14 protein-coding genes, 5 pseudogenes and 1 other annotated feature are annotated in these 21,993 nt (G+C 50.4%); of the genes and pseudogenes, 5 read left to right on the top strand and 14 right to left on the bottom strand.

Annotation, left to right across the window (positions count from 1 at the left end; all coding sequences use genetic code 11):
- Positions 1–471: 471 nt before the first annotated feature.
- Positions 472–4,359 (bottom strand): phosphoribosylformylglycinamidine synthase, encoded by a 3,888-nt coding sequence (purL, locus tag C1P89_RS00875; protein WP_000970088.1) that lies wholly within the window; start codon positions 4,357–4,359, stop codon positions 472–474.
- A 257-nt stretch (positions 4,360–4,616) separates the two neighbouring features.
- Between purL and mltF the strand changes: the two genes are divergently transcribed.
- Complete coding sequence (gene mltF / locus C1P89_RS00870) at positions 4,617–6,173, top strand: membrane-bound lytic murein transglycosylase MltF (protein ID WP_000734222.1); 1,557 nt, start codon at positions 4,617–4,619, stop codon at positions 6,171–6,173.
- On the opposite strand, the gene tadA is transcribed toward mltF, so the two are convergent.
- Complete coding sequence (tadA, locus tag C1P89_RS00865; protein ID WP_001364833.1) at positions 6,170–6,673, bottom strand: tRNA adenosine(34) deaminase TadA; 504 nt, start codon at positions 6,671–6,673, stop codon at positions 6,170–6,172. The two genes, mltF and tadA, sit on opposite strands and share 4 nt — an antisense overlap.
- A 57-nt stretch (positions 6,674–6,730) precedes the next feature.
- Positions 6,731–7,366: a phosphatidylglycerophosphatase C gene (yfhb, locus tag C1P89_RS00860; protein ID WP_000190655.1), complete on the bottom strand. Its 636-nt coding sequence runs from the start codon at positions 7,364–7,366 to the stop codon at positions 6,731–6,733.
- A gap of 208 nt (positions 7,367–7,574) precedes the next feature.
- Between yfhb and C1P89_RS00855 the strand changes: the two genes are divergently transcribed.
- Entirely contained in the window at positions 7,575–8,423 is an 849-nt protein-coding gene (locus C1P89_RS00855; RefSeq protein WP_001013779.1) for a MurR/RpiR family transcriptional regulator, read from the top strand.
- A 338-nt stretch (positions 8,424–8,761) separates the two neighbouring features.
- On the opposite strand, the pseudogene pinE reads toward C1P89_RS00855, so the two are convergent.
- Positions 8,762–9,319, bottom strand: a pseudogene (gene pinE / locus C1P89_RS00840) (site-specific DNA recombinase).
- A gap of 489 nt (positions 9,320–9,808) precedes the next feature.
- Here pinE and ipaHb point away from each other — a divergent pair.
- Entirely contained in the window at positions 9,809–11,635 is a 1,827-nt protein-coding gene (gene ipaHb, locus C1P89_RS00835; RefSeq protein WP_005154515.1) for a T3SS effector E3 ubiquitin-protein ligase IpaHb, read from the top strand.
- A 179-nt stretch (positions 11,636–11,814) separates the two neighbouring features.
- Here the strand turns inward: ipaHb and C1P89_RS00825 are convergent, their stop codons facing one another.
- The 9 genes and pseudogenes from C1P89_RS00825 to C1P89_RS00780 form a co-directional block, all read right to left on the bottom strand.
- Positions 11,815–12,438, bottom strand: a complete 624-nt coding sequence (locus C1P89_RS00825; RefSeq protein ID WP_000930150.1) for a DUF4376 domain-containing protein — start codon at positions 12,436–12,438, stop codon at positions 11,815–11,817.
- A pseudogene (locus C1P89_RS00820) lies at positions 12,389–13,576 on the bottom strand (prophage tail fiber N-terminal domain-containing protein); the annotation flags it as partial. The gene C1P89_RS00825 and the pseudogene C1P89_RS00820, both read right to left, overlap by 50 nt.
- A 38-nt stretch (positions 13,577–13,614) precedes the next feature.
- A pseudogene (locus C1P89_RS00815) lies at positions 13,615–14,037 on the bottom strand (IS66 family transposase); the annotation flags it as partial.
- An 85-nt stretch (positions 14,038–14,122) separates the two neighbouring features.
- Positions 14,123–14,470, bottom strand: coding sequence for an IS66 family insertion sequence element accessory protein TnpB (gene tnpB / locus C1P89_RS00810; RefSeq protein WP_000612543.1), 348 nt, complete (start codon positions 14,468–14,470; stop codon positions 14,123–14,125).
- 238 nt (positions 14,471–14,708) lie between these two features.
- Positions 14,709–15,865, bottom strand: a protein-coding gene (locus tag C1P89_RS00800; RefSeq protein ID WP_087879964.1) for an IS3-like element IS600 family transposase whose coding sequence is annotated in 2 segments (ribosomal slippage) — positions 14,709–15,616 and positions 15,616–15,865 — 1,158 coding nt in all. Because the reading frame shifts where the segments join, the coding sequence is not laid out codon by codon here.
- Between the two features lie 51 nt (positions 15,866–15,916).
- Positions 15,917–16,114, bottom strand: a complete 198-nt coding sequence (locus tag C1P89_RS00795) for a transposase (protein WP_001171526.1) — start codon at positions 16,112–16,114, stop codon at positions 15,917–15,919.
- A gap of 346 nt (positions 16,115–16,460) precedes the next feature.
- A complete protein-coding gene (locus C1P89_RS00790; RefSeq protein WP_001063816.1) occupies positions 16,461–17,588 on the bottom strand; it encodes an IS110-like element ISSso6 family transposase in 1,128 nt (375 codons plus the stop codon).
- A 132-nt stretch (positions 17,589–17,720) separates the two neighbouring features.
- Positions 17,721–17,918 (bottom strand): annotated as a pseudogene (locus C1P89_RS00785) (Tn3 family transposase); the annotation flags it as partial.
- 44 nt (positions 17,919–17,962) lie between these two features.
- Positions 17,963–19,172, bottom strand: a pseudogene (locus C1P89_RS00780) (IS3-like element IS629 family transposase).
- Positions 18,775–18,891 (bottom strand) — a sequence feature (AL1L pseudoknot). Its footprint overlaps the pseudogene before it by 117 nt.
- A 97-nt stretch (positions 19,173–19,269) precedes the next feature.
- On the opposite strand from C1P89_RS00780, the gene C1P89_RS00775 reads away from it, so the two are divergent.
- Positions 19,270–19,530 carry a hypothetical protein gene (locus C1P89_RS00775; RefSeq protein WP_000371882.1) on the top strand — a complete coding sequence of 87 codons (261 nt, stop codon included), beginning with the start codon at positions 19,270–19,272 and terminating at the stop codon, positions 19,528–19,530.
- Positions 19,527–20,117 carry a hypothetical protein gene (locus C1P89_RS00770; protein ID WP_000194540.1) on the top strand — a complete coding sequence of 197 codons (591 nt, stop codon included), beginning with the start codon at positions 19,527–19,529 and terminating at the stop codon, positions 20,115–20,117. Before C1P89_RS00775 ends, C1P89_RS00770 begins: the two co-directional genes overlap by 4 nt.
- 19 nt (positions 20,118–20,136) lie before the next feature.
- Here C1P89_RS00770 and C1P89_RS00765 read toward each other — a convergent pair whose 3' ends face one another.
- A complete protein-coding gene (locus C1P89_RS00765) occupies positions 20,137–20,484 on the bottom strand; it encodes a DUF6404 family protein (RefSeq protein ID WP_000142452.1) in 348 nt (115 codons plus the stop codon).
- Positions 20,485–21,993: the final 1,509 nt, after the last annotated feature.

Raw genomic sequence — 21,993 nt, 5'->3', positions numbered from 1 at the left:
TATGGAATAAGGCGGTGCCTAACTCGACGTTTCGCCCGATGGTTGATATAGCTACGCTGATATCAGAAGTTGGACGGCAGGCACCTTGTTGTGCGTCATTCGAATTTTATGTAGCACGTCCCGAAGGGGCTGACATAAGTCGGTGAATGAGCCACTGCTTACTATTATGCAGTAACTGTGCCAATAAAGAAAATAGTTTGGTAACGTACTGATTATACGTTGCTTTGAGGGATTTATGGCTTCTTCGCTATTTGAATGTAAATCAGCCACTGTGTCGCTAAAAAGAGACAACTTAAGATAAACTTATTAGATTACAATAAAATCAATCATTTAAGTGTCGCCAGAAAGCGACACGGTAAACCACCCATTGTCGTGATTTACAGACACAAAAAAGCTCCCGGAGTTGGGAGCTTATGATAGTGGTTGGTGCTTAATGCCGCATCCGGGCTGCAAAACCAATGAACTGATGACTTACCCCAACTGCTTACGCGCATTGCGGAAAATGCGCATCCATGGGCCATCCTCGCCCCAGTTTTCCGGATGCCAGGAGTTGCTGACAGTACGGAAAACACGTTCCGGGTGCGGCATCATAATGGTGACTCGACCACTTTCAGTCGTAACCGCCGTAATACCGTTCGGTGAACCGTTCGGGTTAGCCGGGTAGGTTTCAGTGACTTTGCCGAAGTTATCGACATAGCGCAGTGCCACCAGCCCTTTGCTTTCCAGTGCCGCCAGATGCGCCGCATCACGCACTTCCACGCGCCCTTCACCATGAGAGACAGCAATCGGCATTTGCGAGCCCACCATCCCCTGCAACAGCAGAGACGGGCTTTGGGTTACTTCAACCAGGCTGAAACGCGCTTCAAAGCGATCGGAGGTGTTACGCACAAAACGTGGCCACAACTCGCTCCCCGGGATCAGTTCACGCAGGTTAGACATCATCTGGCAACCGTTACATACCCCCAGCGCCAGCGTTTGCGGACGGTGGAAGAAGGTTGCAAACTCATCGCGTACACGGTCATTGAACAGGATTGACTTCGCCCAACCTTCACCGGCACCCAGCACATCACCGTAGGAGAAACCACCGCACGCGACCAGGGCGTGGAAATCTTCCAGGCCCGTGCGTCCGGTCAGCAGGTCACTCATATGCACGTCGATAGCATCAAAGCCTGCACGGTGGAAAGCTGCCGCCATTTCAACATGCGAGTTCACGCCCTGCTCACGCAGCACAGCAACTTTCGGACGTGCGCCAGTGGCAATATACGGTGCTGCCACATCTTCGTTGATATCGAACGACAGTTTCACATTCAGGCCCGGATCGGCGTCGTTTGATTTCGCCTGGTGCTCCTGGTCAGCACACTCCGGGTTGTCACGCAGGCGCTGCATCTGCCAGGTAGTTTCTGCCCACCAGACACGCAACGTGGTGCGGCTTTCGCTGAATACAGTCTGCCCGTTGGCGGTAATCACAAAACGGTCACCGGAAACCGCCTGCCCTACATAATGGACACAATCAGCAAGCCCATGCTGTGCCAGTACGGACTCGACCGCTTCACGGTCAGCGGCACGAACCTGAATCACCGCACCCAGTTCTTCGTTAAACAACGCCGCCAGGCGATCGTCGCCCAGAGAGGCAATATCCGCGTTAATGCCGCAATGACCAGCAAAGGCCATTTCCGCCAGCGTTACCAGCAGGCCGCCATCAGAGCGGTCGTGGTATGCGAGCAGCTTACGCTGTGCAACCAGCGCCTGAATCGCGTCATAGAAGCCTTTCAGTTGCGCGACGTCGCGTACATCTGCCGGTTTGTCGCCAAGCTGACGATAAACCTGCGCCAGCGCCGTTGCGCCCAGCGCGTTATTGCCTTTGCCCAAATCAATCAGCAGCAGTGTGTTATCTTCGGTAGAAAGCTGTGGCGTGATGGTGTGACGCACATCTTCCACGCGGGCAAATGCAGAAATCACCAGCGACAGCGGCGACGTCATTTCGCGCTCTTCGTTACCTTCCTGCCAGCGGGTTTTCATCGACATAGAGTCTTTACCCACCGGGATCGTCAGGCCCAGCGCCGGACAAAGCTCTTCGCCCACGGCTTTAACGGCTTCATACAGGCCCGCATCTTCACCAGGGTGGCCTGCCGCCGCCATCCAGTTGGCGGAAAGTTTAATGCGTTTGATATCGCCAATCTGTGTTGCGGCAATATTGGTTAACGCTTCACCGACCGCCAGACGGGCAGAGGCGGCGAAATCCAGCAGTGCAACCGGCGCACGCTCGCCAATCGCCATCGCTTCACCGTAGTAGCTGTCGAGGCTGGCGGTAGTGACCGCGCAGTTAGCGACCGGCACCTGCCACGGCCCCACCATCTGATCGCGCGCTACCATGCCGGTTACGCTGCGGTCGCCGATGGTCACCAGGAAGGTTTTCTCTGCCACGGTCGGCAGATGCAGTACGCGTTTCACCGCGTCTGCAATGGTGATCCCTTCACGGACCAGCGCATCGCCCTTCGCTTTCAGCGTTTGTACATCGCGGGTCATCTTCGGCGTTTTACCAAGCAGGACGTCCAGCGGCAGATCGATCGGCTGATTATCAAAATGACGATCGTGCAGAGAAAGATGCAGTTCTTCGGTCGCTTCACCAATCACCGCGTAGGGTGCGCGCTCACGCTTACACAGTTCGTCAAACAGCGGTAATTGATCGGCAGCAACCGCCAGCACGTAGCGTTCCTGGGATTCGTTACACCAGATTTCCAGCGGGCTCATGCCCGGTTCGTCGCTTAGAATATCGCGCAGTTCAAATTTACCGCCGCGCCCGCCGTCGCTCACCAGTTCCGGCATCGCGTTAGAAAGACCGCCAGCGCCGACGTCGTGGATAAACAGGATTGGGTTGGCATCACCAAGCTGCCAGCAACGGTCGATCACTTCCTGGCAGCGACGCTCCATCTCCGGGTTGTCGCGCTGTACGGAAGCAAAGTCGAGGTCGGCATCAGACTGACCTGACGCCATGGAAGACGCCGCTCCGCCGCCAAGACCGATGTTCATTGCCGGGCCGCCGAGAACGACCAGCTTCGCACCGACGTTGATCTCGCCTTTTTGTACGTGATCGGCGCGAATGTTGCCGATCCCGCCCGCCAGCATGATCGGTTTGTGATAACCGCGCAGCTCTTCGCCGTTGTGGCTGTTCACTTTTTCTTCATAAGTACGGAAGTAGCCATTCAGTGCCGGACGACCAAATTCGTTGTTAAACGCCGCGCCGCCCAGCGGGCCTTCGGTCATGATGTCCAGCGCGGTGACAATGCGCTCAGGCTTACCGAAATCTTCTTCCCACGGCTGTTCGAAGCCAGGAATTCGCAGGTTGGAAACGGAGAAACCAACCAGACCAGCCTTCGGCTTCGCACCGCGTCCGGTGGCGCCTTCATCACGAATTTCGCCGCCGGAACCCGTCGCCGCGCCCGGCCACGGAGAAATCGCCGTCGGGTGGTTGTGAGTTTCGACTTTCATCAGAATATGCGCCGGTTCCTGATGGAAATCGTAGCGGCCCGTTTCGTGGTCAGCAAAGTAGCGGCCCACTTCAGAACCTTCCATTACGGCGGCGTTATCTTTATAAGCAGAGAGAACGTGATCTGGCGTGGTTTCGAAAGTATTTTTGATCATCTTGAACAGCGATTTCGGCTGCTGTTCACCGTCGATAATCCAGTCGGCATTAAAAATTTTGTGGCGGCAGTGCTCAGAGTTCGCCTGAGCGAACATATACAGCTCGATGTCGTTCGGGTTACGACCAAGCTTTGTGAAAGCATCCTGCAGATAGTCAATTTCATCTTCCGCCAGAGCCAGGCCAAGACGCAGGTTAGCGTCGATCAGCGCCTGACGGCCCTGCCCCAGCAAATCAACGCTGGTAACCGGAGTCGGTTGATGGTGGGCAAACAACTGCTCTGCATCATCTAAAGCAAAAAAGACCGTTTCCATCATGCGGTCGTGCAGTTCAGCGGTAACCTGCTGCCATTGTTCATTGGTCAGCGTACCGGCTTCTATATAGTAAGCAACGCCGCGCTCAAGGCGGTTTACCTGTTGTAGCCCGCAGTTATGGGCAATATCGGTCGCTTTCGAAGACCAGGGAGAGATGGTGCCAGGACGCGGGGTCACCAGCAGGAGTTTGCCTTGCGGGGCGTGGCTGGCGAGTGCCGGGCCATATTTCAGCAGGCGTTCAAGTTGTGCGTGCTCATCATCGTTTAACGGCGCATTGAGGTCAGCAAAATGGACATACTCGGCGTAAATATTGTGAACCGGGAGCCTGGCAGCCTGAAAACGTGCCAGCAGTTTGTTGATTCGGAATGCCGACAGTGCAGGCGAACCACGCAGAATTTCCATCATAAGTCTCTCGTCTTCTAAGCTTTCGGTGTACCCAAGGGGGGGAAACGGGCGTCATTATAAAGAATCTGATGCGCTGACGAAACCGTTTGCGTGGAAATAAAATCACCATCGTGAATTAGCAACGCGTGCCGCCAATGGCTGTAATAAGTTGCCATCTGGCGCAGGTTTACGCAAAATGCCGCTCATTTATGAGTAAACCTTTCACTATTATTACGTTTTTTCAAGCTGGGACGCGCACGACACAGAGAATTAACTAATTGAAAAAATTAAAGATTAATTATCTGTTCATCGGCATTCTGGCACTGCTGCTCGCGGTCGCTCTCTGGCCATCCATTCCCTGGTTTGGTAAAGCCGACAACCGTATCGCCGCCATTCAAGCGCGGGGAGAGTTGCGTGTGAGCACCATTCATACTCCCCTGACTTATAACGAAATCAACGGGAAACCTTTTGGCCTGGATTACGAACTGGCGAAACAGTTTGCCGATTACCTCGGTGTAAAACTGAAAGTGACCGTGCGGCAGAATATCAGCCAGCTGTTTGACGACCTCGATAATGGTAACGCCGACCTGCTGGCGGCAGGACTGGTCTATAACAGTGAGCGGGTAAAAAATTATCAGCCTGGCCCTACCTATTATTCCGTGTCACAACAACTGGTTTATAAAGTGAGTCAGTATCGCCCGCGCACACTGGGCAACCTGACGGCGGAGCAACTCACCGTTGCACCGGGTCACGTGGTGGTTAACGATCTCCAAACCCTGAAAGACACAAAATTCCCGGAATTAAGCTGGAAGGTAGACGACAAAAAAGGCTCTGCGGAATTAATGGAAGATGTCATCGAAGGAAAACTCGATTACACCATTGCTGATTCTGTCGCCATCAGCCTGTTTCAGCGCGTTCACCCGGAGCTCGCCGTAGCGCTCGATATCACCGATGAACAACCGGTGACTTGGTTTAGCCCGTTAGATGGCGATAATACCCTTTCCGCCGCCCTGCTCGACTTCTTCAACGAAATGAATGAAGACTGTACGCTGGCACGCATTGAAGAGAAATACCTGGGGCATGGCGATGATTTTGATTACGTCGATACGCGCACATTTTTACGCGCCGTCGATGCGGTACTGCCGCAGTTAAAGCCCCTGTTTGAGAAATACGCCGAAGAAATTGACTGGCGTTTGCTGGCCGCTATTGCTTATCAGGAATCGCACTGGGATGCACAGGCCACTTCACCGACGGGTGTGCGCGGCATGATGATGTTAACCAAAAATACCGCGCAAAGCCTCGGCATTACGGATCGTACCGATGCCGAACAGAGCATCAGCGGTGGCGTGCGTTATTTGCAGGATATGATGAGTAAAGTGCCGGAAAGTGTGCCGGAGAACGAGCGGATCTGGTTTGCCCTCGCTGCGTACAATATGGGCTATGCGCATATGCTGGATGCCCGCGCCCTGACGGCAAAAACCAAAGGGAATCCTGACAGTTGGGCTGACGTAAAACAGCGTCTGCCTTTACTTAGCCAGAAACCCTATTACAGCAAGCTGACTTACGGCTACGCTCGTGGACATGAAGCCTACGCTTATGTCGAAAATATTCGTAAGTATCAGATTAGCCTGGTGGGTTATCTGCAAGAGAAAGAGAAGCAGGCTACAGAAGCGGCGATGCAACTGGCGCAGGATTATCCGGCGGTATCGCCTACGGAGTTGGGCAAAGAGAAATTTCCTTTTCTCTCGTTTCTTTCCCAGTCGTCATCAAACTATTTGACCCATTCTCCCTCTCTGCTGTTTTCCAGGAAAGGGAGTGAAGAGAAACAAAATTAATCCGTCGAGGGTTGCGCTTTTTTCTGCGCTTTAATTTCCTGGCGGCGCATGCGAAAGAAGTCACTGAGCAACGCCGCGCACTCATCCGCCAGTATTCCTTCCGTAATTTCCACTCGGTGATTCATACCCGGATGATGCAGCACATCCATTAAAGATCCCGCAGCGCCAGTTTTCGCGTCACGCGCACCAAAGACCACGCGACCAATGCGACTGTGGATCATCGCTCCGGCACACATTACACATGGTTCAAGCGTGACATACAACGTGGCGTCGATCAGACGATAATTTTGCATCACCAGACCACCCTGCCGCAGGGCCATGATTTCTGCATGTGCGGTGGGATCATGGCGACCAATCGGGCGGTTCCAGCCTTCGCCGATTACCCGATTGTTATGCACTAATACCGCGCCGACCGGCACTTCCCGCTCATCCCAGGCACGTTTCGCCAGCGTCAGCGCGTGACGCATCCAGTATTCGTGGCTAAATTCGACTTCAGACAAAAAGAAAACTCCGGTTATAAAAGCGCGGCGCATTATACACGGACGCTATGCTTTACTCTATTCCAGTTGCTGGAGTTCACCGCGCGGGGTTACTCGCCAACGATGCTGACAGAAATAAAGCAGCGGATTGTCCTGATTACTGTCGCTATAGCCACTGTACAGCCGCAGCGGAGTGCCGATTTTGCGCTCCAGTTGTGCGACCTTTTCATGTCCCAGACAACGCATCGTCAATACCCAACCACCATAGCCACGCTGAATTTGGCTGGCGATAAGATTAACCCGCGGCAGCCAGGGCGTATCGAAATAAACCGCTTCAACCAGCGGCTGCGGAGAGCCGGTAATCAACCAGATATCAGCATCGGAACTTAACAGGTAGGTGGTTAATCGCTCCTGAACCAGCGGAAAGGCGGTAACATTGTCGCGAAACCAGCGCACGAAATCGGCCTGCAACGTCTGTAAACGTGCTTCGCTGTGACCAAAAGTGCACCCCCACAGAAGCAGACTCATCGGCCAGCGTGCCGCACGACCTTTTATCAATAACGCAATGGCTATAATCGGTAACAACGGCAGGACAAGTAACGCATTCAGCGGTTGGCGACGCAGTAAATAGCGCAGAAAACTGCCGAACATATCCTGCTGATGCAATGTTCCATCTAAGTCAAAAAACACCACACGACGCTCGTGAGTTGCCAAACCATACTCCTCTGGACTGAAACATCCTGATTAATTTTCGCTACTACATAGCCTAACAGATAGATCATCACTTTTCCGGCAACAATCGACCGCATCATGGCTAACTGGAATTTTTAATTCATGGCAATTAGCGGCAATGGAATATAAAATTCACTCGCGTGTGTCTCATATTGCCTGTTGTCGCCACTATTTCATCGCGAGGAAAGATATGAACGGCTTACTTCGTATCCGTCAGCGTTACCAGGGGCTTGCCCAGAGTGATAAAAAACTGGCGGATTATCTGCTGCTACAACCTGATACGGCGCGCCATTTAAGCTCTCAGCAACTGGCCAACGAAGCCGGAGTCAGTCAGTCCAGCGTCGTGAAGTTCGCGCAAAAACTCGGCTATAAAGGTTTTCCGGCGCTTAAGTTGGCGTTGAGTGAAGCGCTGGCAAGCCAGCCGGAATCGCCCTCCGTGCCCATTCATAACCAAATCCGCGGTGATGATCCGTTACGGCTGGTCGGCGAAAAACTGATTAAAGAAAATACTGCCGCTATGTACGCAACGCTAAACGTTAATAGTGAAGAGAAACTGCATGAATGCGTAACAATGTTGCGCTCTGCGCGGCGGATAATTCTGACCGGTATTGGCGCTTCGGGTCTGGTGGCGCAAAACTTTGCCTGGAAGCTGATGAAGATTGGCTTCAATGCTGCCGCAGTGCGCGATATGCATGCGCTACTCGCAACAGTACAGGCGTCGTCCCCTGACGATCTGTTATTAGCCATTTCCTACACCGGTGTACGACGCGAGTTAAACCTGGCGGCAGATGAGATGCTGCGAGTGGGCGGAAAAGTGCTGGCGATTACCGGCTTTACTCCGAATGCCCTGCAACAGCGTGCTTCTCATTGCCTGTATACCATTGCCGAAGAACAAGCGACAAACAGTGCTTCAATCTCTGCTTGTCACGCTCAGGGAATGTTAACGGATTTGCTGTTCATTGCGCTGATTCAGCAGGATCTGGAACTGGCACCAGAACGTATTCGTCATAGTGAAGCGCTGGTGAAAAAACTGGTCTGAGTAAAGAATGCGCGTACAATGCCCGCCCGGTTTGTGTTGTTTTGAGAGTTTCCTTATGGCGTTGTTAATCACTAAAAAATGCATCAATTGTGATATGTGTGAAATCAAATAAAAACACATTTATTTTCATAGTGATACAGCAATGTGTTATTGAATGTGTTGTTGGATTTATGGTGCAAAAAAATTTTGCATAAGTTCAGCAACACAAAGAACACCACTTTCTTTAACGTCCTCCGCGCCCTAAAGGACGGGGCTTTACGGCGCAAAAGGCCTGTGACATACCACATTAACTTTTCAGTCAACCGTAGCACGTTCTTGTATACGCCGTGTCTGCGGTTTTATATAACCCTGGCTGGAAACCTCTTATACAAAAAAGTCGATTCGCCAACATCATAGATGATCGCCACCTTCTGGCGAGAAACTCCTGATGCAATTAGTCGCCCGGCCTGCGCCCATTATTCTGGTGAAAGTTTGGGACGGCGACCGCCAATTCGTCCCTGTGCGCGAGCAGCTTCCAGTCCTGCTTTTGTTCGTTCAACAATCAGTTCACGTTCCATTTCAGCCAGGGCACCCATCACATGGAAGAAAAAGCGTCCCATTGGTGTGCTGGTATCAATTGAATCAGTCAGACTACGAAAGTTGATGCCTCGTTCGCGCAACTCCTCCACCAGCACGACAAGATGCCGCATACTGCGCCCCAGCCGATCCAGCTTCCAGACAACCAGTGTGTCGCCTGCCGATAATGTCCTGAGCAGTTTTTTCAGCCCCGGCCTTTCGGACTTTGTGCCACTTATCTTGTCTTCAAAAATCAGCTCGCATCCTGCACAGTTCAACGCATTACGTTGTAGATCGGTATTCTGGTCATTTGTTGATACGCGTACATAGCCAATAAGCATGGTAAATCCCCCTGTTAACAAGACACTGCGTCAAAAGTCGGGGGGAGAATTGGGTGATCTCCTTCCATGGGAATACACAGTCATTATAAAGTAGAATGTACTGTTTTTTTAAAGAAAAAAACAGTACATTGAGATATGATTTGGATCATTACTAAATCCTTTGCTGAAGTTACTATGTATATAAGCTTATTTTATACATGATTATTAGCAACAAATATTACCAAGTCAAGTAGTCAGGCTGGCTAAAATAGTTGGAGATGTTGTAGTATCTTACTCAAGACTAATGTCTTCTGGTATAAATCCTCTGCATTGTGAATATGTAAAACATCAAAAAAAGATGAACCAAATATACGAAAAAAGCAAATATACTTACCAGGGTAGAAAGCATGATATAACACTCATTCCCTTATGGCGAATATTCTGAATCACCCTCCTCATTAGGAGAGATACATTAAATACAATTTATTCACAATCTAATTCCATATCCATATGCGAGAAATTAATATGCTCAGAAATATTTCATCCTGTTTATTTCCACATATCAGCACAATTACATCCCCCAACCATTATTTGTCCGAATGGGATGATTGGGAGAAACAGGGGTTACCGGAAGAACAGCGTACTGAGGCGGTAAGAAGACTTCGTGCATGTCTTACCTCTAAGGGGCATAAACTGGACCTGCGAGCCTTGGCGCTTTCCTCGTTACCTGTACTCCCTGCTTGCATTAAAAAGCTTGATGTGAGCTGTAATAAATTAACCATCCTTACTGATTTACCTGAAAATATTAAAGAACTTATTGCAAGAGATAATTTCTTAACACATATATCTGCATTACCACATTATCTAATAACTTTGGATGTGTCCGAAAATCAATTAGAGAATCTGCCGTTATTACCAGACACCATCAAATCACTAAGCGCAGAGTATAATAGGTTATCCACACTGCCTTCATTACCCTTGAATTTAAAAAAACTTGAGGTTAGGAACAACGAACTGCAAACTCTTCCATCTCTGCCTTCTAATCTTAAGATACTTAAGGTTGCGCACAACCATCTTACTGAACTGCCCCCTTTACCTAGGAGACTGCAACTTCTTTTTGCATATAGCAATAGATTAAGCAACTTACCAAACATCCAAGAAAATATTATCATGAGAAGATTTTTTTATTTTGAAAACAACCAAATAACTACAATCCCGACAAATCTTTTTCGTTTAGATCCTCATATAACTATTGAGATTGCAAATAACCCCTTATCAGATCAAACTCTGCTATTCTTAATACAGCAAACTTCGGTTCCAAATTTTAACGGGCCTCAGTTTCGTATTTCCCTGTCAGACCAAAACAGACTGTTTTTACGCCAGATGTTGCCGCAAAATTTACATTCGCGCCATATCAGAGTCATCACTGAAGGGGGGCAGAACTTTCAGATCCCCCCTCTTCCCGAAACTGTGGCAGCCTGGTTTCCTGAAGCAGATCGTCGGGAGGTTTCTACACAATGGACTTCTTTTTCCACCGAGGAGAATTCCCGGGCATTCTCCGCGTTCCTTGACCGCCTTTCCGATACCGTCTCTGCACGCAATACCTCCGGATTCCGTGAACAGGTCGCTGCATGGCTGGAAAAACTCAGTGCCTCTGCGGAGCTTCGACAGCAGTCTTTCACTGTTGCTGCTGATGCCACTGAGAGCTGTGAGGACCGTGTCGCGCTCACATGGAACAATCTCCGGAAAACCCTCCTGGTCCATCAGGCATCAGAAGGCCTTTTCGATAATGATACCGGCGCTCTGCTCTCCCTGGGCAGGGAAATGTTCCGCCTCGAAATTCTGGAGGACATTGCCCGGGATAAAGTCAGAACTCTCCATTTTGTGGATGAGATAGAAGTCTACCTGGCCTTCCAGACCATGCTCGCAGAGAAACTTCAGCTCTCCACTGCCGTGAAGGAAATGCGTTTCTATGGCGTGTCGGGAGTGACAGCAAATGACCTCCGCACTGCCGAAGCCATGGTCAGAAGCCGTGAAGAGAATGAATTTACGGACTGGTTCTCCCTCTGGGGACCATGGCATGCTGTACTGAAGCGTACGGAAGCTGACCGCTGGGCGCTGGCAGAAGAGCAGAAATATGAGATGCTGGAGAATGAGTACCCTCAGAGGGTGGCTGACCGGCTGAAAGCATCAGGTCTGAGCGGTGATGCGGATGCGGAGAGGGAAGCCGGTGCACAGGTGATGCGTGAGACTGAACAGCAGATTTACCGTCAGCTGACTGACGAGGTACTGGCCCTGCGATTGTCTGAAAACGGCTCACAACTGCACCATTCATAATCACATCGCATAAACCACAGACCGGACTGACTCCGGAAAAACAGAGGCCCGCCCCCGGGCCTCCCCGGATTCATCCGTTTCCCTGTTCAGCCTGACAGCACGCCCCCGCGGCCGGATGACAGACTCCGCTTCGGTAAGCAAAGCGGTCTTCTGTGATTCCGCCAGTTGCGGCTTATTCATTACTCAACGTCAAACGCCCGAATTGAAGCCAAATCATCCAGACCGCTCAGCTCCTCTTTCATTTCACGCTGACGGCGATAAATCTCATCGTTGCGATCGACCTGCGCCTGCACCATTGCTGCCGCCAGTTCTTCCAGTTCCGGCATCGACAGTTTCACCTGCTGATTATCGGCATCGCTCCACGCCATATGTGTTTGTGCTGTGACAGATTTTGCCAGCATGACTACCGGGGACAGGCGGCCCAGTGAGTTGGGGCCAGCATTCCAGATACGACCGTTCCATTCAAACGTGAACGGCTTCGCCTCCTGTTCTGTGCGCCATGCTTCAATTTCCTGACGTCTGGCCTCTCTGGCCGCTTCCAGCATTTCTGGTGTCACAGTGAATGGGGCTATCTCACCCCATTTGCCACTTTGCAGTTCCTGCCAGATTCGCTGACCCGTCGGTGCGACATCATCAGCGGTGGCTGTGTAGGGGACTGCCTGGTCCCTGTCGTCAAAAAAAACGTCACAGTCTACTGCGCCACTTTCGGTATAACGGGGATTAATGATTTTTTTAATTTCCACGGTGCATTCCTCACGATGTGCGAATAAAAAGCCCGGGCATTGCGCCAGAGACATGAGCATCCGGCACCCCGGACAGGGCGCTATATGACCCCGGTAATGAATGCTCTGAACATCCCGTAATGAAAAATTGTGGGGATGCTATATACGTTCCGGTGGGAGTACTGGGCACTGAAATCCCCACCGGTCCCAGTCGTGAGCCTCTGTATGACTGCCCCCTGACAAGTCTGATGACTTTATCACCGTCAGCTTCTCCCTGGTACGCAGCAATAATCAGCCCGCCAATGTCAGGGTCTCCCCATCTGTTGCAGACAGAGCTCGCCACGATTCTGTAAATAATATCTTCTGTGGTTATATTTATTTTCACCCAGCCAGTCAGTCTGGATATGGGCCAGTAGCAGTAGCGGGTGTGATAAATGGGGCCGTTAATGCCGTAAAAAGTAAGGGATTTGGCTCTGTACCTCGGTTCTGTTGTCTCAGGGCGTGCATCAGTCCACCGGATGCTGAGCACCCCTTCAAACCGTGTGTCGGGTATGATGATGTCGTAGGGGCCAGCAACGGAATATTCACCTGGCAGCGCATTCCTTACCCAGGCCAGGAAATCACTCTTAGTGTCAAAACGGATAACATCTTCAGGCAGAAAAGCACACCCAAAGCCGAATGCGCCGGGTATCGCCAGACGGCCTTTTGTCCGGTCGTAAATGTCGCTCTGTGCTTCCATCGTGGCCGCACTTTTCAGCCCCAGATTATCCCGGGACTTCTGTTGTGCCTTTTCGCCTGCTGCTGCGATTTCAGACAGATGGTTAGCCGTTTTCAGAGTGCCGGTCAGCGCAGCATCAATGTCATTTTTGGCCTGCTCTGCTGCGCGGGCATAACCTGCGGCTGCCGCCACATCCTGCGCCGTCTGCTGTGCGTTTCCGGCTGCGGCCCCGGCGCTCTGCTGCGCCTGCGCCACCATTTCCTCAAAGCGTTTGACGACATCCGGTTTCAGGTCGCCCTCATCAGGAGCAATCAGAAAGTCATTCAGCGTGCCGGGCTTTGAGTCCTCATATACAGCAATGTCGCCAACGTTGTACTCGTTGTGCCAGCCCGGTTTCAGATACACACCATATTTTCCAGTCCGCGCATGGAAACAGTATTCACCATCGTTTCCTGTCATCACATCAGCAACAGTGTGCATCACCACTTCCGGGGTGTTTACCGTAAGCGTGCAGCAAGAACCGTATTGACGGGAATGTGTTATTCAGTCGGCAGTGCTACGCGCCAGGGGAGCAGTTCGCCGACCCGGTTTATCGGCCAGTCGGCTATGACGTCAAGGACATAGCGGAGGTAGCTTTCTGGCTCCACTCCGTTCAGTTTGCACGTCCCGATCAGGCTGTACAGCAGCGCTCCCCGCTCTCCTCCATGATCCGAACCGAAGAACAGGTAGTTTTTGCGGCCCAGACTGACCATCCGCAACGCATTTTCAGCGATGTTATTGTCCGCCTCAGCCCAGCCATCATCTGCATAGTACGTCAGCGCCGGCCACTGGTTCAGGGCATATGCGAACGCTTTCGCCAGTTCTGAGTGTCGCGACAGGGTTTTCATCTTTTCACGCAGCCAGCTTTCCAGGGATTTCAGCAGCGGTTTCGTTTTCAACTGACGTTCGGCAAGGCGCTGTTTCAGCAGGAAGATGTCGTCAGAAGAGATGTCGTTCATAAGCCCGTATTTTACCGGGCTTATTCTGTGACAACCAGGATAAAGAGATTTACAGCATGGTCAGGGAGGTCAGCAGCCGCTTAGGCTGTCGCCAGTCGATACCTTCCAGCAGCATCGCCAGCTGCGCCTGTGTAAGGAACACTTTGCCATCACGGGCTGACGGCCAGGCGAAGCGCCCACGCTCCAGCCGTTTGGTCAGGAGGCACAGTCCGTCACTGGTGGACCACAGCAGTTTAACCTGACTGCCGCTGCGGCCCCGGAAAATGAAAACATGGCCGGACATGGGATCGTCTTTCAGCGCCGTCTGTACTTTCGCAGCCAGGCCGTTGAAGCCATTTCTCATATCGGTGATACCGGCAACCAGCCAAATTTTGATCCCGGAAGGTAACGGGATCATCGCTTCAGTTCCTGTATCAGCAGAGTCAGGAGCTTTTCGCTGACATTGCCATTGAAGCGGAGCGTCCCGTGCCGGAACGTTACCTCACAGCTGATACTGAGGGTTTTCGGGTCCTCTGCGAGCGATTCTGGCTGTTCGGCAGCTGCATCGAGAGTCACAGGAAGTAGCTGGGGGCTCTCTGAAGAAGGTAATAGCTGAGGTGTACTGGCAATAGCGGACACTACCATTTGTTCTTTTTTTAAGCAGCCATCTGATGATATTTTTCCCTGAAGGCTGCCGGGGAGATATTCCCCAGACGAGAGTGACGACGCTGACGATTGTAGAAAATCTCAATGTATTCCCGTATTACTGAGATGGCTTCATCCCGGTTATTAAAACGATAGTGGCTCAGGCTCTCATTTTTCAGCGTTCCCCAGAAGCTTTCCATCGGAGCGTTGTCGTAACAGTTACCTTTACGCGACATTGATGTTTTCAGACCAGACTGCTCCTGTATGACCCGGTAATCGTATGCGCAGTACTGTGAACCTCGATCAGAGTGGTGGATTAGCCCGGCAGGTGGGCGCTGGCTCCTGAGCGCCATAAACAGGGCTTTACCTGTCAGCTCTTTTGTCATGCGCTCTCCCATGGCGTAGCCGACAATTTCGCACGTATAAACATCTTTGATGCCAGCGAGGTACAACCATCCCTCCTGTGTGGCAACATACGTCAGGTCCGCCACCCAGACCTGATTTGGTGCTGTAGGAGCGAACGTCTGGTTCAGCAGATTTGGCGCAACTGGCAGATTGTGGTTCGAGTTCGTAGTCGCTCTGAACTTGCGTTTCTGCTTACAGCGTAGCCTTAGCTCCTTACGAAGACGTGCCAGTCGGTCACGACCAACGATGATGCCATTCTCTGCCAGCTCCGTCTGGAGCCGCCGGGTTCCATATGTTTCGCGAGTGCGGATATGTGCCACCTTAATCTCCAGTTTTAGCCGCTCATCACTTTGTTTTCTGTCTGAGGGTTCATGCTGTACCCAGTTGTAATAACCGCTCCTGGATACACCAAATACCTGACACATCGCTTCAATGGGAAATTGTTGTCGCCATTGTTCGATTAACGCGTATTTTTCAGCGACTCCTGTGCAAAATACGCTGTTGCTTTTTTTAATATATCTCGCTCAAGGCGAGCTTCATTTAACGCCTTACGCAGTTGCAGAATTTCAGATTCCAGTTCAGCCACCGTGCGGGAACCAGGAGTACCGAGCCCTTTTCTGGCGGCGGTAACCCATTGTCCTAAAGTGCCTTCAGGAAGAGATAATCGGGAAGCGCCTTCACTGATCGAAAGTTGATTTTCAAGAACCGTTCTGACAGCTTCGGCTTTGAACTCTTTAGAGTAACGTTGGGTTTTTCTGCTCATTATTAGCTCCTTCTGATGCCATTCTATTTCAGGAAGGAGTGTCCGTTAAACTCAGGCTACCTCAAGCAGCTTTCCCTCGCGCCATTGTTGTCGCCATTTGAACAACAGATTGGCGTTAATGCCATTTTCAAGAGCAAGTTTTGAGATGGATATCCCGGGTTCACAGGAGGCAGCAACGAGCTGCTGTTTAAATTCGGGAGGATAATTAGGGCAGCCTTTTCGCCTGCCGGGAGTCACATTTTTCTGCATATCTGACACTTTGGTTCCCACTACTTATTTGGTGGACACCACTTTGTCTAATTCGTCAGATTCTGACCAGACGGTTCGGCTGATATGACTTTCCGTGTCAAACCGGAATCTCTAATTTTGACGATTTTCTTTTTAGGTTTAATTCCCTGAGGGCGACGTAGCAGTAAATCCGACGGTGAATCACGCTGATATTCGCGGGTTGGATACCGCATTACAGAGGTCCGTCATATGAGCCTGCCACTTTCTTACGTCGCGAATCAGCTTTGTTCCGCCGTCGCCAAGCGCTAACGTGGGTTACTCTTGTACCGGGCTACGTCGCCTTCAGGGAACTGGTTATTCTCATTTTTTATTTGTGACATTGTGGTTGTTGTGCGACAGACATTGCTATTCGGCCCATATCCCAGATAAAACCCGCCAGCTCACGTGCAACAGCAACAATTGTAATATTGACATTCTTTCCTTTGGCCTGAAGTTTTCGATACCTCTTACAAAGCCTGAGTTGAGCATCCCATGCTCTGTCAATGACGGGGCGGGGTAAATTTTCCTGCCTTTTTTGTATTGCCGGACTGATGCGTGCCGGATGACGGTAACTCCACGCTGCCTCGACCAATAGCTTTCTGGCATAGCTGTTTCCGGCTTTGGTAATGCTGCCCTGATGTCTGCTTCCACCCGATGAATATTCTGATGGCGTGATACCAAACCATGACATCAGTTGTCGTGGATGTTCAAAACGGGTCAGATCACCCAGTTCAGAAATTAATCCAACCGCAGTAATAAACTGAATCCCTCGCATGGCTTGCAGCGCCTCTACTACCGGATACAGCCTCCATTCGGTAACGGCCTCCTTCAGGGCGGATTCCAGCCGTTCACATTGTGCCTGCCGATCTTCTATTGTACGACGGTGTTCGTCAAAAGCTAATTGTCGCCAGGGACTTTCGAATGAGTATTTGCTGAGCCAGCGTCGGTGTGCAGGGCCCCAATCTGCTCGCCCGACATAATGGACCCCATGAACCAGAAGAAACGATTTCAGACGTTGCCTTGCATGCCGTAAATCATCGCGGGCAGATGCCCATGCCCGGGCCAAATCCCGGAATGCCTCATCTTCAATGCCGGGTACGTAGACAGCAGAAAGATCTCCTGCACGCAGTGAACGCACAAGTCTGATGGCATCACGGCGATCGGTTTTAACCCGCTCCCCCGGTTTTTTCGGGATAAGTGAGGGGGCGCAGACCATGCAGTCAAAACCGGATTTCACCAGCCGACGATAAAGTCCATAACCACAGGGCCCCGCTTCATAAACGATACTGACCTGCGATGACTTTGACCTGAGACGTTTACAAAGATTCTGAATATCAGTAGGTGATGTGCCAATTTTACCCATCAGTTCAACAGGTTCTGAATTGATAGCATAAGCGACAGTAATCGATTCTTTGTGAACATCTAACCCGACGTACAATGTGTTATTGTTGTTCATGCTGGCCTCCGTGGTGGAAATACCGGGGTGTAACAACAGCTCACCCATGCGGCTCTGACAACGATGTTAACCCGCGTTAAATATCCCACGTTGGCCAGCATCTGTCTCACGGAAAGTCATACTGCCTTACTTTTGTTTGGGGTAACTGGCAAGTTTTCTCAGCATCAGGGATGCTGTCACTGTTCCCTGTTTTATTGAGGTCGCCAGACGTAGCACTTCACGCCAGTGAATTTCTATTTCTTTCAGATTAATGCGGGTCGGAGATATCAGAGAATGAAGTGCCGGATATTGATCCGCTTTACCTTTAATGAAAAGTTTTTTATCGTGAAGGTTGAACCGCCCCGGGTTTCCTGGAGAGTGTTTTATCTGTGAACTCAGGCTGCCAGATCATCGTTTCCGATGGAAGCATAATAAGCTTTTTCTGCTTCTGCCGGAGGAGTATGGCCCAGCCTTTCCAGCAATCGTCGATTGTTATACCAGTCCACCCACGTGAGTGTGGCCAGTTCCACTTCTGCACGGTTTTTCCAGCTCTTACGGTGTATTACCTCCGCTTTGTAAAGACCATTGATGCTCTCCGCCATCGCGTTGTCATACGAGTCGCCTGTACTTCCTGTTGATGCCAGTAATCCGGCTTCCTTAAGCCGCTGTGTGTAGGCCAGCGATACATACTGAGAACCTTTATCACTGTGATGGACCGTGCCGGACGGTCGACGGGCCCATAACGCCTGCTCCAGTGCATCCAGCACGAATGTCGTTTCCATGGACGATGAGACCCGCCACCCCACGATGTATCCGGCAAACACATCAATGATGAACGCCACATAGACGAAGCCCTGCCATGTGCTGACGTAAGTAAAATCAGCCACCCACAGCTGGTCAGGTCGTTCTGCCACGAACTGACGGTTTACGCGGTCGCCTGCGGCAACGGCTTTCCGGCTGATGGTCGTACGGACCTTTTTACCCCGGAGAACACCGGCAAGTCCCATAACCGCCATGAGACGTGCCACAGTGCATCTGGCCACTCTGATACCTTCCCGTAACAACTGACGCCAGACTTTACACCGTATACCTTGTGATTTTCATCGTATACGCGCTGTATCTCTTTCTTCAGCCAGTCATCGCGCTGCGCACGGGCACTGCGTTTATCCGGATGATGTCGCTGTTGCTGACAGTGGTAATACGTTGACGGGGCAATATGCAGTTCGCTGCATAGCGGTCCGACCCCGTACTGCTCACGCAGCTTATCCAGCAGTGGCATCATTTTTTCCAGAGGCGGTCAAACTCCGCCTTCGCAAAATAAGCGGAAGCCTGGCGAAGGATATCGTTACTGCGGCGCAGTTCACGATTTTCACGCTCCAGCTCTTTCAGACGCTGACGTTCAGCGGTGGTGAGCCCTCCATCACCGCCCCCGGTATCCCGCTCATGCTGGCGAACCCGGACACGCAGAGTCTCCGGCGTACAGCCAATCTTTGGAGCAATGGAACAAATTGTCGCCCATTGTGAGTCATATTCGCCCTGACTTTCCAGAACCATACGGACTGCCCGTTGACGGACTTCGGGGGAAAAACGAGTATTTTTAGTCATCCTGTTTACCTCTTTCTCAGGAAGTTTAGTCTCCAGGATTCCCGGGGCGGTTCAATGATTTTTACCTGTCAGAACATTATCAGATGGAACGTGCAGGATGGATCAGGAAATGACGTTTTCACTCAGCTATGAACAACTGACCCGGTTTGCGGAAAAACGCATCCGGGAATGCAATCTGGACAGCCACGGCGTAACTTATCTCTGCGAGTCAGCCAAAGCCGGAGCCGTGCTGATCTTCTGGCATGAACTGGCCATAAATGGCTATACCTCAATGAATGCCATAAAGAGACAGGAGATCATTGACGCCGACCATCAGCGCCTCAGAAAGCTCATCTGGCCGGAGGATGACTGGAAATGACTCAGAGCCGCCGACCGTCGCCACTGCAGCGGAGAGTGCTGATTGTGCTGGCTGCCCTTGATGAAAAACGGCCAGGACCCGTGCTGACGCGGGACATAGAACGGGTGCTGGAGCAAAGCGGGGAAGCCCCGGTCTACGGGCCAAACCTGCGCGCCTCCTGCCGTCGTCTGGAGGATGCCGGCTGGCTGCGTACCCTGCGCGCTCCGAACCTGCAGCTGGCAGTGGAGCTGACGGACGCCGGCCGGGCCGTGGCACAGCCTCTGCTGCTGGCAGAACAGGACCGCATCCGGGCAGAACAGCGTGCGGCAGAAGTCGTCGTACTGCCGCTGGTCCCGGCAGCAGGTCTGCCCGCAGGCGGCACTTCTGCCACTGATCTGGCGGTGGAGCTGAACGGCATAACGTATCAGGCCTGCCGTGGGGATTTTGTGGTGCGTCTCGACGGCAGCACCTGTCTGCAGTTATGGAATAAAGAAGGCTGGGTGGTACGCCGGGAGGGCGATCCGCTGGAAGTGGCGCAGTGGCTGCAGGCCTGTCACGATGCAGGAATGGAGGTTCGCGTACAGATAAATGAAAGTGCCGCTCCGTAAGAACACGCCTGTGCACGGTTTACACATCATCCCATGGTGGCAGTCGGTTAACTTTCCTGCGCCACCAGTGGAAAGAGGCCATGAGCAGTCCGGACAAAAAACCCCCCGTGATACTTATAATAATGGCCTCACCTGCCACCATTCCTGACGGCCCCCAGTAGATAAACCACATTGCACATCCCCAGGAAATGCCCCATAAGCCCCCCGTCAGCACCGTGACCTGCCAGAACGGCATAAAGGGTAATGGCGGAAGCCGGATACCCAGCCGCCAGAGAATACGCAGAAGAGGAGGGGCATAATTGCTCCGCCACATCTTTTTGCTGTCCATCAGGGCAATGGCCCGGGCTTTTTTCTGCTCAAAAGTCACAGGAGCACCTCCGTTCCATGATGTAAACGTGACACAGCTTATTGTTATTGATTATTATTATCATGCTGTGGTTATGTTGTCATGCATCAGTACACTGACAAAAGTGCAAAAGAAAGGAAAACTGGCAGATGAACAGAAAATATTATTTTAATAATATGTGGTGGGGATGGGTGACGGGAGGATATATGCTGTATATGTCATGGGATTATGATTTTAAATACAGATTACTGTTCTGGTGTATTTCTCTCTGCGGAATGGTTTTGTATCCGGTTGCAAAATGGTATATTGAAGATACAGCTCTGAAATTTACCCGGCCTGATTTCTAGAACAGCGGTTTTTTTGCTGATACACCTGGAAAAATGGGATTGCTTGCTGTTTATACGGGTACTGTTTTCATATTATCTCTTCCGTTAAGTATGATATATATTCTTTCTGTTATTATAAAAAGGCTGTCTGTAAGATAGACAGCCTGTCTTATATTTTATTTAAATACCCCAGAACTTATGCCACAAGAATTATCTAAAAGTTGCCGTTCTACTCCGTTAGTTTGTAGTTCTATCATAGTCTTATTAACTCGATCACGAGGTCTGTATGACGGGGAAGCTTGCGCTGTAAGATTATATGATAATGCACATATTGTAATGATAGTTGTTTTTATCTTTGTGTTTAATGTGAAAATTTTATAAAGCATATAATGTTCCCTATTTTTATTTTGTTTATAATTTATTGGTTGTATGTTAAATCTATCATAAGTCTAATGATTAAAATGGTTAGTGGTGTCAGGATTAGTGAAAATAAAGGATGTAATATGCTATTCTTTCTCTGTAAGTACTTGAGAATACTAAACCATAGTACAAGAACGATTATGTACATGTAGTGAGAATTGGAAAACATAGTTTCTTCCCGTGTTAATGAGAGTATGTGTTTTTATGTGGGGATATGTACACCCCATATAGATGTATTATGTTATATTTATAATATACCTCGGCAAAATAAAAGGATTGTTATAGAAATAGGGAAGCTATAAAAAAGCTTATATTAAGGTCTGTTTTCTTCTTAGAAAAATAATTCTTTGTTCTAATTATTATAGATGTAATCCCCCAAACAATAAAAAGAATGGAGCTGCTTGTAATTATTTGATATATCAAAATTGTTTTCCTCTATTTTTGTGTAGATAGATGTTAATGGCACTGGGTGCAATCAATTAAGAAAATTGACGCCAGACTAATTATTAATAATCCAGTTATCTTTTTATTCATATCATCTCCTTTCCATTGGTTAATTTATCGGAAATTCATCCCCACTAACTAAAACGATCCACACAATAAAACTAAATCTAATTGCAGGCAATCAATTCCAGTCGATATATCATCTGTATGGAAATCATCGCTCATCACTCATCGCAGCCTGAAAGCCCAGAGCAACGGGGCAGGTCTGCATATAAGTGGTTACACGGCAGAATTCCAGAGGGTTCTGTCACTAAATTCAGTCACTGACAAATTTGCATGA

Source organism: Shigella sonnei, assembly GCF_002950395.1.
Taxonomy (GTDB): domain Bacteria; phylum Pseudomonadota; class Gammaproteobacteria; order Enterobacterales; family Enterobacteriaceae; genus ECMA0423.
This window is presented reverse-complemented; position numbering and strand designations above follow the sequence as displayed.